Origin of the sequence: Pseudarthrobacter sp. ATCC 49987 (assembly GCF_009928425.1) — a bacterium.
In the GTDB taxonomy this organism is placed as follows: domain Bacteria; phylum Actinomycetota; class Actinomycetes; order Actinomycetales; family Micrococcaceae; genus Arthrobacter.
Genome location: NZ_JAABNS010000001.1, coordinates 1,877,119 through 1,890,035 on the forward strand (window position 1 = coordinate 1,877,119; position 12,917 = coordinate 1,890,035).

13 protein-coding genes are annotated in these 12,917 nt (G+C 69.1%); 6 read left to right on the forward strand and 7 right to left on the reverse strand.

Translation table 11 applies throughout. The features are described from left to right. Window positions 1-75 precede the first annotated feature (75 nt). Window positions 76-480: a cupredoxin domain-containing protein gene (locus GXK59_RS08915; RefSeq protein ID WP_160666092.1), complete on the forward strand. Its 405-nt coding sequence runs from the start codon at window positions 76-78 to the stop codon at window positions 478-480. Between the two features lie 31 nt (window positions 481-511). On the opposite strand, the gene GXK59_RS08920 is transcribed toward GXK59_RS08915, so the two are convergent. Together GXK59_RS08920 and GXK59_RS08925 are read right to left on the reverse strand one after the other, a co-directional pair. Then, window positions 512-859, reverse strand: a complete 348-nt coding sequence (locus GXK59_RS08920) for a GNAT family N-acetyltransferase (protein ID WP_160666093.1) — start codon at window positions 857-859, stop codon at window positions 512-514. A 21-nt stretch (window positions 860-880) separates the two neighbouring features. Further along, window positions 881-1,876: a pirin family protein gene (locus GXK59_RS08925; protein ID WP_160666094.1), complete on the reverse strand. Its 996-nt coding sequence runs from the start codon at window positions 1,874-1,876 to the stop codon at window positions 881-883. Between the two features lie 70 nt (window positions 1,877-1,946). Here GXK59_RS08925 and GXK59_RS08930 point away from each other — a divergent pair, with 70 nt between their 5' ends. Beyond that, window positions 1,947-2,618, forward strand: coding sequence for an alpha/beta hydrolase family protein (locus GXK59_RS08930; protein ID WP_160666095.1), 672 nt, complete (start codon window positions 1,947-1,949; stop codon window positions 2,616-2,618). Window positions 2,619-2,649: 31 nt separating this feature from the next. Here GXK59_RS08930 and GXK59_RS08935 read toward each other — a convergent pair whose 3' ends face one another. Next, entirely contained in the window at window positions 2,650-3,933 is a 1,284-nt protein-coding gene (locus tag GXK59_RS08935; RefSeq protein WP_160666096.1) for a class I SAM-dependent methyltransferase, read from the reverse strand. A gap of 151 nt (window positions 3,934-4,084) precedes the next feature. Between GXK59_RS08935 and GXK59_RS08940 the strand changes: the two genes are divergently transcribed. Together GXK59_RS08940 and GXK59_RS08945 are read left to right on the forward strand one after the other, a co-directional pair. Then, window positions 4,085-4,438, forward strand: a complete 354-nt coding sequence (locus tag GXK59_RS08940; protein ID WP_160666097.1) for a hypothetical protein — start codon at window positions 4,085-4,087, stop codon at window positions 4,436-4,438. A 136-nt stretch (window positions 4,439-4,574) separates the two neighbouring features. Next, complete coding sequence (locus tag GXK59_RS08945; protein ID WP_160669071.1) at window positions 4,575-5,462, forward strand: amidohydrolase family protein; 888 nt, start codon at window positions 4,575-4,577, stop codon at window positions 5,460-5,462. 8 nt (window positions 5,463-5,470) lie between these two features. On the opposite strand, the gene ligD is transcribed toward GXK59_RS08945, so the two are convergent. Continuing rightward, window positions 5,471-6,493 carry a non-homologous end-joining DNA ligase gene (gene ligD, locus GXK59_RS08950; RefSeq protein WP_160666098.1) on the reverse strand — a complete coding sequence of 341 codons (1,023 nt, stop codon included), beginning with the start codon at window positions 6,491-6,493 and terminating at the stop codon, window positions 5,471-5,473. A gap of 62 nt (window positions 6,494-6,555) precedes the next feature. Here ligD and GXK59_RS08955 point away from each other — a divergent pair, with 62 nt between their 5' ends. Next, the gene (locus GXK59_RS08955) at window positions 6,556-7,878 is read left to right on the forward strand and encodes a nicotinate phosphoribosyltransferase (RefSeq protein WP_160666099.1); all 1,323 of its coding nucleotides are present in this window, start codon (window positions 6,556-6,558) and stop codon (window positions 7,876-7,878) included. Here the strand turns inward: GXK59_RS08955 and GXK59_RS08960 are convergent. The 3 genes from GXK59_RS08960 to hrpB form a co-directional block, all read right to left on the reverse strand. Continuing rightward, window positions 7,869-8,168: a hypothetical protein gene (locus GXK59_RS08960; RefSeq protein WP_160666100.1), complete on the reverse strand. Its 300-nt coding sequence runs from the start codon at window positions 8,166-8,168 to the stop codon at window positions 7,869-7,871. The two genes, GXK59_RS08955 and GXK59_RS08960, sit on opposite strands and share 10 nt — an antisense overlap. Beyond that, a complete protein-coding gene (locus GXK59_RS08965) occupies window positions 8,165-8,446 on the reverse strand; it encodes a hypothetical protein (protein ID WP_160666101.1) in 282 nt (93 codons plus the stop codon). The genes GXK59_RS08960 and GXK59_RS08965 overlap by 4 nt, the downstream gene beginning before the upstream one ends. 97 nt (window positions 8,447-8,543) lie before the next feature. Beyond that, window positions 8,544-11,225: an ATP-dependent helicase HrpB gene (gene hrpB, locus GXK59_RS08970; RefSeq protein WP_237393834.1), complete on the reverse strand. Its 2,682-nt coding sequence runs from the start codon at window positions 11,223-11,225 to the stop codon at window positions 8,544-8,546. A 100-nt stretch (window positions 11,226-11,325) separates the two neighbouring features. Here hrpB and GXK59_RS08975 point away from each other — a divergent pair, with 100 nt between their 5' ends. Beyond that, window positions 11,326-12,840 carry a CYTH and CHAD domain-containing protein gene (locus GXK59_RS08975; protein ID WP_160666103.1) on the forward strand — a complete coding sequence of 505 codons (1,515 nt, stop codon included), beginning with the start codon at window positions 11,326-11,328 and terminating at the stop codon, window positions 12,838-12,840. Window positions 12,841-12,917: the final 77 nt, after the last annotated feature.

The following is a 12,917-nucleotide window of genomic DNA, read 5'->3' on the forward strand; positions in this document are numbered from 1 at the left end:
GCGGCAGGCGGAGAATGGAGGGTAGTGGCTCGTCCTGTATCTCCGCCGTGCAGAGGATGGTGCACCGTGAATGCCGTGAATACTGGCAAGGTTCCCGCCCGCTGGCTTGCTCCGGCGGTGGCTGTGTTGCTCGTCCCGGTGTTGGCCGGGCTGGGCGGTTGCGCCACCGGGGGCGGAAGTCCGGCCCCGGCGTCGACGCCCGGCCCGGTCAGACCCGGCAACACGGCCGGCGCCACGACCATCACCATTGAGGACTTCGGTTTCGGAGCGCCGGTCACGGTCTCCCCGGGGGCGAGGGTGACCGTGACCAACCTGGACAGCGCTCCCCATACCGTGACGGCCGACGACGGCTCGGCCTTCAACGTGGACGTCAAGGGCAGCGGCGGTACTGGCACTTTTACCGCGCCCATGCAGCCCGGAACTTACACCTACCACTGCATTTACCATCCGCAGATGCACGGAACACTGACGGTGGGATGAGGGTCAGGGCTGGAGCGGCAGGGGGCCCGGCTCAGCGTCGGGCGCGCTGCGTCAACGCGCTGTTGAGGACTCCGAGCAGTGCCGGTGTGGGAACCTGGACGCTGGCCGCGTACTGCGTGTGGCTTGCGAGGTACTTCTTGATGTACGGGCACACGGGGACAATCTTCAAGCCGGCGGCGACCGTGTCGTCAAGCGCCTGTGCCGCGAGCCGGCTGGCGAGCCCCTGGCCGCCGAAGTCCTCGTCAATGACCGTGTGGTAGAAAATCCGGTGGGTGCCGCCGTCGTCGATGTACGCCGCCTGGCCGATGACCGTGTCGCCGTCAAGAACCTCGTAGCGGAGCCGGTCGGGGTTCCTGCGGATGGTGATTGCGGTGAACATGCTTCTCGTTTCTCAGGGGGCTCAGTCGCGGGGGCGGAGCCGGGCGTTGGGGAGCGCGGGGGCCGGCAGCGGCGCGGGTTCCCCCGCGGGGAAGGTGCCGAACCGCGGGACTGCGGTGTCCGTCCCGGCGGCTGGCAGGGCCTCGGCGCCGATTTCCGCCTGCCATTGGGCCCGGTACCCGACGATTTCATCGTGGCTGCGTCCCACGAAGTTCCACCACATCACAATCTGCTCGCCCAAAGGTTCGCCGCCGATCAGGAGCACGCGCAGGGGTTTGTCGCCGGCCACCAGGGCCAGGGTGGTGCGCCCGACCGGCAGGTAGGCGAGGTGGTCCTGCGGGACCGGGTGGCCGTCCAGTACCAGGGTTCCGGTGTCCACCAGCAGGCCGTGTTCAAAGGAGGGGTCGGTGTCCAGGCTGAGGGTGGAACCAGCCTCCAGCAGGATCTCAGCTCCCAGCAGCGGCGTGTGGGTGGTGACCGGCGAGGCGGTGCCGGCGAGGGATCCCAGAAAGACCCGCATGATCCAGCCGGGTCCACTCAGTGGCTCGGGGCGGTAGTGCTCAAACGTTGGCTCCATCTGGCGTGCCCTGTCCGGCAGCGCTACCCACAGCTGCGCACCGTGCAGGACGTCGGTCGCGGGGGTGGAGAATTCCGAATGGCTGATGCCCTGTCCGGCCGTCATGAGGTTGACCTCGCCGGGCCGCACGGCCGCGTGGAAGCCGGCCGAGTCGCGGTGCTCGATCTCTCCGGTAAACAGCCAGCTGACGGTCTGCAGGCCAGTGTGCGGGTGGCGCGGGACGTGCATGCCTCCGGACTCCCCGACCCGGTCCGGGCCGTAGTGGTCCAGGAAGCACCAGGCTCCGATGAGGCTCCGCTGGCGCTGCGGCAGCGTCCTCCTGACATCCATGGCGCGCGGCCCGCCCAGCGGGACCTGGCGGGGAACCAGAATTTCCACCCCGACACAGTTGTCGTCCGTTTCGCACAGAATCTCCTGCGGCGCAGCCTCGGTATTGCTCATAAGGACAGCCTAGCGATCGATCCGCGCGTACCGCAGTACCCTGGGCGTCTGCGGGCGTCATGATGGAGTCATGACAGTCCCCGAGTTGCCCGTCACGATCGCCGTGGGCGAATCCTCCGTTTCGGGCCTCTACGCCCGCCCCGCGCAGCCGGCTGCCACGCTGGTCGTCGCCCATGGGGCCGGGGCCGGCATGGAACACCCGTTCCTCGCCGGTCTTACCCGGGCCCTGAACCAACTGGCAATCGCCACGCTCCGCTTCAACTTCCCCTACCGGGAGGCCGGCCGGAAGTTCCCCGACAGGCCTCCGGCAGCCGTTGCGGCCTGGCGCGCGGCCATGTCCGAGGCCGCTGCCCGCTCCGGTGGCGAGCCTGTCTGGGCGGCTGGCAAGTCCTTCGGCGGACGGATGGCCTCCATGGCTGTTGCCGAAGGGATGCCCGCGGCAGGACTTGTCTATCTCGGTTACCCGCTCCATCCCCCGGGAAAGCCGGAAAAGCTCCGTGACGAACACCTGTACGGGCTGACCCTGCCGATGCTTTTCCTGCAGGGCACGCGCGACCCCTTTGCCACGCCCGAACTACTGGAGGCCGTGGTGGCACGGATCGGCCCGTCAGCAACGCTGGAGTGGCGCGACGGCGGCGGCCACACCTTCGACGTCGCGGGAACCAGGCGCAGCACGGAAGAGGTCGGGGCATCACTGGCCGGGTCCGCCGCTGCGTTCATCGCAGCCCACAGCCCCGCCTGAGGCGCCGGCGGCCCCAGAGCGGCCCCAGGCCTCAGAGCCAGGCGGTCCGGCGCAGCGGCGGCTCGGCGCCGCCGGGCCGCTGCACCAGTATCTGGTTCACGCCGGTGATTCCGGATTCGAAGCCCAGGGCGCTGGCGGCCATGTAGAGCCGCCACACCCGGGCCCGGCCTTCCCCGGCGAGCTGCACAGCCTCGTTCCAGTGTTCCTCGAGGTTCCGCACCCAGGCCCGGAGAGTAAGCGCGTAGTGCCGCCGCAGGGCCTCGACGTCGAGGACTTCCAGTCCGCCGGACTCCAGCGCCCCAACCATCTCCGCCAGGGGGAGCATCTCGCCGTCCGGGAACACGTAGCGCGGGATAAACGAGTCCGGATCCGGCGCGGTGGGTCCCGCATTCCAGGAAATGGCGTGGTTCAGCAGCCGGCCGCCCGGCCGGAGCAGCCCTTGTAGTTTGGCGACGTAGCCTGGCATCGGCTCGCGGCCCACGTGTTCGGACATCCCGATGGAGCTGATCGCGTCAAAAGGCCCGTCGTCGACGTCGCGGTAGTCCTGGACCCGGATGACCACCCGGTCGGTCAGGCCGGCCTCTGCCACGCGCTTCGCGGCCATGGCCGCCTGTTCGCCCGAAAGAGTCACGCCCACCACGTCGACTCCGTAGTTTTTGGCCGCGTGCAGGGCGAAGCTCCCCCAGCCGCAGCCGACATCCAGCACCCGCATGCCGGGCTTCAGTCCCAGCTTCCGGCAGACCAGGCCGAGCTTGGCGTCCTGCGCTGCCTCCAGTCCGGTGTCCTCGTCCTCCCACACCGCGCAGGAGTAGACCATGGACGGGCCGAGGACAAGGGCGTAAAAGTCATTGCCGACGTCGTAGTGGTGGGAGATCGCCGCGGCGTCGCGCTTCCGGGTGTGCCGCCGGCCGGCCCGGACAATCTTTGCTTCCTCCGGCGGGGGCGCCGGATTGGGTCCCAGGGCACCGATCAGGGCGGCGTTTTTGAGGATTGTCCCGATTTCGCGGACTGTCGGCCGGCGGAAAGGTCCGGGTTCGGCGAATTTGCCGGCGGAGCTCAACGCCGCGAAACTGGCGAAGACGTCGCCGGGCGCATCAACGTCCCCGGCAACATAGGCGCGGCTGAGGCCCAACTGCCCGGGCGACCACAGCATCCGGCGCAGGGCACGCCGGGACCGGAACTCAATAACCGGCGCGCCGGCCGGGCCCGCCTCCGAGCCGTCCCAGGCCTTCAGCCGCAACGGGATTTCCTCCGTGCCCAGGACGATGGCCAGCACTTCAGCCAGCCGTGGTGCCACTCCTGTCTTTTGCGTCATGAACATGGCCTCTCTTCCAGTGCGTTGTTCTAAGTTCCAATCTATTTCGACGTTCTGCTGGCGAATAGGGGCCGTATGGCCCTGACGGCATAGCGCGTCCAGGGCCTAAGCCTCTGGCGCCTGGCCGCTTGTGCCGCCTAGGGTCGGCTCCATGACTGAAGCTCTTTCGTCTCTTGCGGAGGCGTTCAAAAACGTGGGTGTAAGCAGGGCATATGGCACGCCCGTCAAGGTGGTCGGGGAGGAACTGATCCCGGTGGCCCTGGTGTCGTTCGGCTTCGGCGGCGGAGGCAACTCCGAAGCCGAAGGCGCCGATGCTGCCGGCCTGGAAAGCGTGGCCGGCGGTGGCGGCGGCGGCTTCGTGCTCCCGCTGGGCGTCTACTGCCGCAACGGGAGCGGGCACGTGGCCTTCCGGCCCAACATGATAGCCCTCATCGGCACGCTGGTTCCGCTGGTGTGCGCCGTCGGGTTTACCGCACGCGGGATCCTCCGGACGCTGCGACGGTAGCGCGCCAGGCTGCCAGCAGGAGCCTACCCGCCGTGACACCGTGTGCCGGGAACGGTTCCTCGTGATGGCAGACTGGTCTGGGCCGTGTGTCGGGAATGGCCAGACAACGACGTAAAGGGGAGATCCGGTGGAATCGATGCGGGACGCTGACGTACCCCAGTGGTGGGCGCGGCTCGGACTTCCGGGCCTGATCGACATCCACACGCACTTCCTTCCGGAGCGGATGCTGCAGCGGGTGTGGGCGCACTTCGATGCAGCCGGTCCCCTCATCGGCCGCTCATGGCCCATCACGTACCGCTCGGACGAAGCCAGCCGGCTGGCACGGCTGCGCCAGCTGGGGCTCCGGCATTTCACTGCACTGACCTACGCGCACCGGCCGGGCATGGCGGCGGACCTTAACGATTTCGCCCTCGAGCTGGCCGCGACAGAGCCGGATTGTGTTCCCAGCGCGACGTTTTTCCCTGAAGACGGCGTCCTGGAGCAGGTGCAGTCCGCAGTCGAACGCGGCGCCCGGGTGTTCAAGATCCATGCTCAGGTGGGCGGTTTCGATCTGCGCGAGCCGGTACTGGACCCGGTATGGGGGCTGCTGGCCGAGACCGGCGTTCCGGTCGTCGTACACGTCGGCAGCGGCCCGGTTCCGCGGCCTGGCTTCACCGGACCGGACAAGCTCGAGGGTGTGCTGCGGCGCCATCCCCAGCTGACCGCCGTCGTTGCCCATCTGGGGGCACCGGAGTACGCCGAATTCCTGGACCTGGCGGAGGAGTATCCGCGCGTCCACCTCGACACGACCATGGTCTTCACGGACTTCTTCGAGGCGGCCGCGCCCTTCCCGGCTGAGCTCCTGCCGCGGCTGGCCGGGATGCGGGAGCGGGTTGTCCTGGGCAGCGACTTCCCGAACATCCCGTACGCGTATGCCCATCAGCTGGAGGCCCTGGAACGCCTCCGCGACAAGGAGCCCCGCCTCGACGACGACTGGTTGCGAATGGTCTGCTGGTTCAACGGCCAGCGCCTGCTGGGCGTCTGATCCTGGCCCTAGTCCTTGTTCCTGGCCCGGCTGGGCTGCACCCGCATCGGCTCGCCCGGCATCTTCGGGAAGTCCGGAGGGAAAGGCAACTCCCCCAGCCCGGCCGCAACGTCACGTTCCCACCACGCCAGGAGACCGTCGATGGTGCCCGGCTTCGCATGCATATCCGCCCACGGGTCTCCCGTGGCCTTGAGCCGCTGCGGCACCGTGACGATAGTGAAGTCCTTCGGGCTGAGGTGCTCCAGCTCGTCCCAGCCGATCGGGCAGGACACGGTGGCGCCGGGCAGGGCGCGAGGGCTGTAGGCCCCGGCCATGGTGCGGTCGCGATTCGCCTGGTTGAAGTCGACGAAGATCCTTGTGCCCCGCTCTTCCTTCCACCACGCAGTGGTGACCTTGTCCGGCATCCGCCGTTCAAGTTCGCGGGCGGCGGCGATCACGGCGTGCCGTACCTCGAGGAACTCGCGGCTGGGTTCGATCGGGGAGAACACATGCAGTCCCCGGCTGCCGGAGGTCTTGACGAACGACTCCAGGCCGGCCTCGGACAACACGGCGCGCAGTTCCTGCGCGGCAGGAACGGCGTCCTCGAAGCCGGTGCCCGGCTGCGGGTCGAGGTCGATCCGCAGCTGGTCGGGGTTGTCCGGGTTGCCGGCACGCGAGGCCCAGGGGTGGAACACCACCGTGTTCATCTGCACCGCCCAGACCGCGGCGGCAACCTCGTCGATCACCAGCTGGGGATGCGAGCGTCCGCTGGGATAAACCACCATCACCGAGCGCACGAAGTCCGGCGCGCCCTTGGGCGGATTCTTCGAGAAGAACTGCTCGCCGTCGACGGTGTCACCGAACCGCTGAAGGGTGACCGGACGGTCACCGTTCGCTGCCAGGAAGGCGTCCCCGACGTCGACAATGTACCGGGCCAGGTCCAGCTTGGTGAGACCGAGGTCCGGCCACAGGACCCGGCTCGGGCTCGAGATCCTCAACTCCCGGTTGCCGCCGGGGCTGCTGACGGTGACGGTGACTTCTTCCCTGGCCATGTGGACAAGGTACCCCCAGAGGCGGGTCCACTGAATAGCCCGGCCGCGGGCTACGGTTAATTATGGAATCCTCGCCGGTCTGGGACCGCCCCGCTACGTCGCTCTTCACCGACCATTATGAACTCACCATGCTGCAGGCGGCTCTTCACTCCGGGGCCGCGGAGCGGCGCACGGTCTTCGAGGCATTTGCCCGCGGACTGCCGGAGGGACGGCGGTACGGGATCGTCGCCGGAACCGGACGGCTGCTCGAGGGCATTGCCGGATTCCGCTTCGGCCCGTCGGAGCTGGAGTTCCTGGAGCGGACCGGCGTCGTCAACGGGGAGACCCTTGCCCGCCTCGCGGACTTCCGCTTCTCGGGCGACATCTGGGGCTACCCGGAGGGTGAGGCATACTTCCCGTACTCCCCCGTCCTGATCGTGGAAGCCACCTTCGCGGAGGCCTGCATCCTGGAGACGATTGTCCTGTCCGTCCTGAATCATGACAGCGCCATTGCCTCGGCGGCCTCCCGGATGGTCAGCGCGGCGGGAGGACGGCCCTGCATCGAGATGGGTTCACGCCGGGCCCACGAGGAGGCCGCCGTCGCGGCCGCACGCGCCGCCGTCATCGCGGGCTTCGAAGCAACGTCGAACCTGGAAGCCGGCCGGCGCTTCGGGCTCCGGACCGTCGGCACGGCGGCGCACTCATTCACGCTCCTGCACGACACCGAGCGTGATGCGTTCCGGGCGCAACTGGACGCTTTGGGACCCGGAACCACCCTCCTCGTGGACACGTACGACGTCGAAGCGGCTGTCCGGACCGCCGTCGAACTCGCCGGGGACAAACTGGGCGCGGTGCGGCTCGATTCCGGTGATTTGCTGGCGCAGGCACGGTGGGTCCGTGAGCTGCTGGACCGGCTGGGCAATGTCCACACAAAAATCGTCGTCACGTCCGACCTCGACGAATACTCCGTGGCGGCCCTCCAAGCCGCGCCGGCCGACTCCTATGGAATCGGCACGGCCCTGGTCACGGGTTCCGGTGCGCCCACCGCGGGCATGGTCTATAAGCTGGTCAGCCGCACCAACGATGCAGGTGAGTTCGTGGCGGTGGCCAAGAGCTCCAAGAACAAGATCAACGTCGGCGGCCGGAAGCATGCGGTGCGCCGGCTCGACGGATCGGGCACCGCCACCCACGAAGTCCTGGGCGTTGGACACCTGCCGGTGGGGGAACCCACCGGCAGGCCACTGTTGCAGCAGTTCGTCCGGGATGGTGAACTCCTGCCGGGATGGACCGGGCCGGAAGCCGTGGCGCGGGGCGGGCGCCGGCATGCCGACACCATGGCCGAACTGCCCGCCGTCGTGAACCGGCTCCAGCGTGGCGAACCCGCCATCCAGACCATCTACGCGTGAGGGCGCCGCCGGGCGTGCCGGAATCCTGCCGGCGGGACTGCCGGCCCGGCCTGCGGGCTGTTGCGGCGGTCCAGCTCATCGGTGACGAGCCGCAACAGCTTTCCGGCAGACTCCGAAAGGTCCCTGCCGTTGTCCGGCGAGGCCAATTCGACGCACTGCAGCAGCGCCGAGCGGAGCCGCACCAACTGTGCGGAGGGCACCAGAGGCCAGCGGCGGAAGGAGTCGAACATCAGCTCCGCGCGGGGCGCGTGGGCGAGCGGACCATAGACGCCGGCCAGTGCCGGCCTCACGCCGCACGCCCCCAGCCGGCGTTGGCGGCTCTGCCGCCACCTAGCAGGCGGCTCCCCTGCCATCCCGAATCGCGGATCATGGCCACGGCTTCAGGTTCAGCGGTGGTCAGCTTCCGCAGGTCCATAACAACGTTGAGGCCGTACCCGAATGAGCCGGCCCGGCGGGCAACTGCGATGAGGCTTGGGACGTTTCGGACGGTGAGTTGGCCCTCCGGTGCTACGAGTGCAGATTCCGAACTGAGGTCGACAGCGACGGTGATACCGAGTTTGCTGGTCATAGTAAAAGTTCCCCTGTGAAGCATGTGCGGCCGACTGCATGACCTCTTCTAGGATACCCGACACGCCGTGAGCCGAGTCACAATAACGTAACAGCTGCTAGCTCCTCTTCTTGGTACGGGAGGTCGCCGGCGCCGTCCAAGGATCCTCCGGCCAGGGATGCCGGGGGTACCGGCCCCGCATCTCGGCACGGACCTGCGCATAGGGCCCGGACCAGAACGAGGCGAGGTCGTCCGTCACGGCCAGGGGGCGCCGGGCCGGCGAGAGCAGGTGGAACAGCACAGGCACCCTGCCGCCCACCAGCTGTGGCGTCTGGTCCCAGCCGAAGCATTCCTGGAGTTTGACGGCCACCACCGGGCGGCCGCCGTCGTCTTCGACATCGGGGTAGTCGATCCTGACCCAGGAACCGCTTGGCACCTCAAGGCGTTCGGGGGCCAGTTCCCCGAGCCGGGCGGCGTCGGGCCACGGCAGCAGGCGCCGCAGCGGATCTGCCAGGTCGATTGCGCTCGTGGCGGCGCCGCCGGCCAGCGCCTCAAGTTCCGGTGCCAGCCACTCGTCGAGCCGGGCCAGCAGCGCCGGCCCGGACACATCCGGCCACGGGTCTCCGAGCTCGCGGTGCAGCAGGGCAAGACGGCGGCGCAGGGCGTCCGCCGCCGTCGACCAGCCAATGGCACCGAGCCCTTCCTTCCCGAGCGCCCGGGCCACTGCCGCACGTCCCTCGGCAGCAGAGGGACGCACCGGCGTGGAGGACAGGATAATCGCGCCCAGCCGACGTTCCTTGCGGGCGGTGACCCGGCCCTGGCTGAACTTTGCCTCAATGGTGTCACTCAGGAGGTGCCGGGCGGCGGCCTCGGCTGTGTCCGCCGTCAGCGGCGCAGCGGAGCGGATGACGGCGCCGGTGCCCGCCGCATCGCGTCCCTGGGCCCGGGAGACCTCGGCGACGGCGAGCCACTCGTGACCCGACAGGGAGCTTCCGGCCGGGAGCCCGGCCCGCGTCCCGGAGGTGAGCAGGTAGCGCTCCGGGCCTCCACCGGGTACCCGTCGAGCGACGCGGTCAGGGAACGCGAGGGCGACGACGAAGCCGACGGACTCCGCCGCGGTCACCGCCGACTGCATGGGAGGTGGTGCCACGGCGGACCTCTCCTGGCGCGCGATCCCCTCCATCCGCCGGACGTCCTCCGTCCAGCGCCGGGACCCCGGTTCCTTCCCCGAGCGCAGGGCGGCCAGAAGCCGCGGCAGATCCGCACCGGGCGCACGCTGGTCCCCGGCGACCACGGCGACGGCTTCCGCGGCGGTGCGATCGCCCACGGCGGCAGCTCCGTCCAACAGGGCCCGCGCCAGCCGGGGATCGGCGGGAACCCTCGCCAGCACCTTGCCGAGATCCGTGGCGAGACCGTCCGGGGCCACAGCACCGAGCTCCCGCAGCACTTCGACAGCTTCGTCCATCGCAGCCTGCGGCGGCGCGTCCGGCAGTAACAGTCCCCGGCCGCCGGGAGATCCCCAGCACGCGAGGACCAGGGCCGCTCCTGTGAGGTCGGCGACGGCGATCTCCGGCGTCTGATGGGCCGGGGCGGCGCCATAGGTCTTCTGGTCGTAGCAGCGCACCACCCGTCCCGGGCCCTGGCGGGCGGCCCGCCCGGCCCGCTGCTCGGCGGAGGCCCGGGAGCAGGAGACGTTCACGAGCCCGGACATTCCCCGGCTCGCGTCCCGCCGGGGCTCGCGCGACAGCCCGGAGTCGATGACCAGCCGGACCCCGGGGACGGTGAGGGACGACTCGGCGAGGGACGTTGACACGATGATCCGCGGGTTGCCTCCGGGTTCCCGCCCGGAGACGGCACGGTCCTGCTCCGCGGGGCCGATCTGCCCGTGCAGCTCCAGGACTTCCACATGCGTCCGGCCGCGCAGCCGGCCGGCGACATAGGACACTTCCCAGGCCCCCGGGACGAACACCAGGGCGTCAATATCCTGGCCGGACGCAAGTGCCTGGGCGTGCGACGAGGCGGCCGTTTCAGCCACATGGTCCAGGAAGGCGCGCGTCACTCCCCGTTCATCCAGCCGGGGCCCCGCGGCCGGCATCCAGTCCACCTCCAGCGGGTGCAGCGCGGATGGGCAATCGACGACGGGCGCCGCGCTGCCGCCGTCGTGGTCCTCCGCGTTGTGGTCCGCCGCGTCGCCGGCCGCCCCGATCAGTGCGGCGAAGCGTGGTGCGTCCAGGGTGGCGGACATGGCGACGAGCGCGAGGTCGCCCCGGAGCTGGCGGACCTCAGTGAGCATGCCGAGCAACAGGTCTGTCTCGAGGCCTCGTTCGTGCACTTCGTCCAAAATGACGGCGCTGGTGCTTTCCAGTCCCGGATCCGCGAGCAGGCGGTTGAGCAGGATGCCCGGGGTGACAAATTCGATGAGGGTGCCCGGACCGGTCTGTCGTTCGCCGCGGACCGTGTATCCAACGCGGTCCCCCAGCCGGCTGCCGTCCAGGGCAGCCAGGCGCCGCGCAGCAGAACGGGCGGCGACCCGGCGCGGCTGCGTGACAATGATGCGGGGCATGCTGACTCGCCCCAGCTGCCGGGCAGCGTGCAGGGCGAGGTTGGCCAGCAACGGCGGAACCAGGGTGGTCTTGCCCGTTCCCGGCGGCGCCTGCACGACGGCGGTGGGGCCGGGGCCTCCGGCCCGCAGCGCCCCGGCCAGCTCACCGAGCGAATGCGCGAACACCAGGCCGGCTCCGATGACGTCCAGTTCGAAGGGCTCGGGAGCGGAGGGGGTCGGAACAGCCGGAGAAGTCACGCCTCCATTGTGCCTACAAAGCCGGGCACCTGGTTCCGCCGGGGGCTGACGCGGGACTTTTGGCTCCTGCGGCAGCACGTCCGCGGGCCTAGGCTGAGGCATGGCTGGCTCCGGGAAACTTGAGGTGGAACGAAAATACGACGTTGAAGAAGGCGACGAACTGCCCGCCCTCGCCTCGTTGCCGGGAGTGGACCGCGTCGGGCCGGCCGAGGAAGAATCCCTGGACGCGGTCTACTTCGATACCGCGGAGCTGGCCCTGGCTTCCCGCCGGATCACCCTGCGCCGGCGGACCGGTGGCCACGATGCCGGATGGCATTTGAAGCTCCCCGTGGCGGTTGGGGAACGTCAGGAGTTCACGGCACCGCTGGGCAAGGAACCGGAGTCGGTTCCCCGGCGGTTGCGGCAACTCGTGCGGGCCCACACGAGGGATCAGGACGTGATTGCAGTGGCAAGGCTCAAGACCAAGCGCACCATGCATCGCCTCCTTGCCGCCGATGGCAGTACACTGGCCGAATTCAGCGATGACCGGGTGGATTCCCAGGCCCTGTTGGAGCCGCAGGCCCACACCACGTGGCGGGAATGGGAAATCGAACTCATCGACGGCACCAAACGGCTGCTCAAGGGCGCCGACGCGCTTGTGGCCGAAACGGGCCGCGAACCGTCCGCGCTGCCGTCCAAACTGGCCCGCGGCCTGGGCGGACAGTGCCCTCCCGGCCGGACGGCGTCCCCCGGGCCGGAGCCTGAAGGGCCGGCCTCAGCGGTGCTTTTGTCGTATCTGGACCAGCAGGTTGAGGCACTGAAAAGACATGACCCAGGAGTCCGGGCGAACGCACCGGACGCCGTTCATCAGCTCCGGGTGGCCGCACGCCGGATCCGGTCCGTCCTGGCCACTTTCCGGAAGCTCACCGACACGGGCGCGGCAGGATCGCTTCGCTCGGAACTTCAGTGGCTTGCCGGCAGCGTGGGTGAGGCACGGGACAATGAGGTGATGCGGGCCCGGCTGCTGGAGCTGATCGGCGCCGAACCGCCGGAGTTGCTGTTGGGCCCGGTTGCGCAGCAAATCGAGGACTACCTCGGTGCCGTCGCGCATGATGCCCGGGCGAAGGGCCTCGCAGCCTTGAATAGTGCCCGCTACTTCCGCCTCCTCGATGCGCTGGATGCCTTCCTGGCCGACCCGCCGCTGTCCGAAACCGCCTCGAAGGAAGCAATGCGGACCGTGGGCCGGCTGGTCTCGAAAGAGCGCAAACGCTTGACAAGAGAGGTAGCCGCTCTCGATGTCGACCATGCAAGTCCGGCCTTGAACGCCGAACTCCATGACGTCCGGAAGCGCGCCAAGCGACTGCGCTATGCGGCGGAAGCATCGGCACCGATTTTCGGCAAGCCGGCAACCGCACTCGCCCGGGCCGCAGAGGAGATCCAGGAGAGTCTGGGCGACCATCATGACAGCGTCGTCACCCGGGATTTGTTGCGCCAGTTGGCTAGCGACGACGCCGGCGCAAATGCGTTCACCTACGGGCGGCTGCACGCTCTGGAGCAACAGAGTGGCGAGGATGCCCGCGAGCGGTTCTTCCGGACGTGGAGGACGTCTCCGCCGGAACCGCTCCGCTGGAAATAGCTGCAGGCTGTTTAGGTCGCGGCGCTGGCAGCCGCCACGAACATCCCGCGGCGGACCATGATCCGAAGCTCAAGCTC

What these genes read in the sequence shown, in the direction of transcription:
- GXK59_RS08920 (WP_160666093.1), bottom strand. Translation starts at nt 859, where the DNA reads ATGTTCACCGCAATCACCATCCGCAGGAACCCCGACCGGCTCCGCTAC.
- GXK59_RS08925 (WP_160666094.1), bottom strand. Translation starts at nt 1,876, where the DNA reads ATGAGCAATACCGAGGCTGCGCCGCAGGAGATTCTGTGCGAAACGGAC.
- GXK59_RS08930 (WP_160666095.1), top strand. Translation starts at nt 1,947, where the DNA reads ATGACAGTCCCCGAGTTGCCCGTCACGATCGCCGTGGGCGAATCCTCC.
- GXK59_RS08935 (WP_160666096.1), bottom strand. Translation starts at nt 3,933, where the DNA reads ATGACGCAAAAGACAGGAGTGGCACCACGGCTGGCTGAAGTGCTGGCC.
- GXK59_RS08940 (WP_160666097.1), top strand. Translation starts at nt 4,085, where the DNA reads ATGACTGAAGCTCTTTCGTCTCTTGCGGAGGCGTTCAAAAACGTGGGT.
- GXK59_RS08945 (WP_160669071.1), top strand. Translation starts at nt 4,575, where the DNA reads ATGCGGGACGCTGACGTACCCCAGTGGTGGGCGCGGCTCGGACTTCCG.
- ligD (WP_160666098.1), bottom strand. Translation starts at nt 6,493, where the DNA reads ATGGCCAGGGAAGAAGTCACCGTCACCGTCAGCAGCCCCGGCGGCAAC.
- GXK59_RS08955 (WP_160666099.1), top strand. Translation starts at nt 6,556, where the DNA reads ATGGAATCCTCGCCGGTCTGGGACCGCCCCGCTACGTCGCTCTTCACC.
- GXK59_RS08965 (WP_160666101.1), bottom strand. Translation starts at nt 8,446, where the DNA reads ATGACCAGCAAACTCGGTATCACCGTCGCTGTCGACCTCAGTTCGGAA.
- GXK59_RS08975 (WP_160666103.1), top strand. Translation starts at nt 11,326, where the DNA reads ATGGCTGGCTCCGGGAAACTTGAGGTGGAACGAAAATACGACGTTGAA.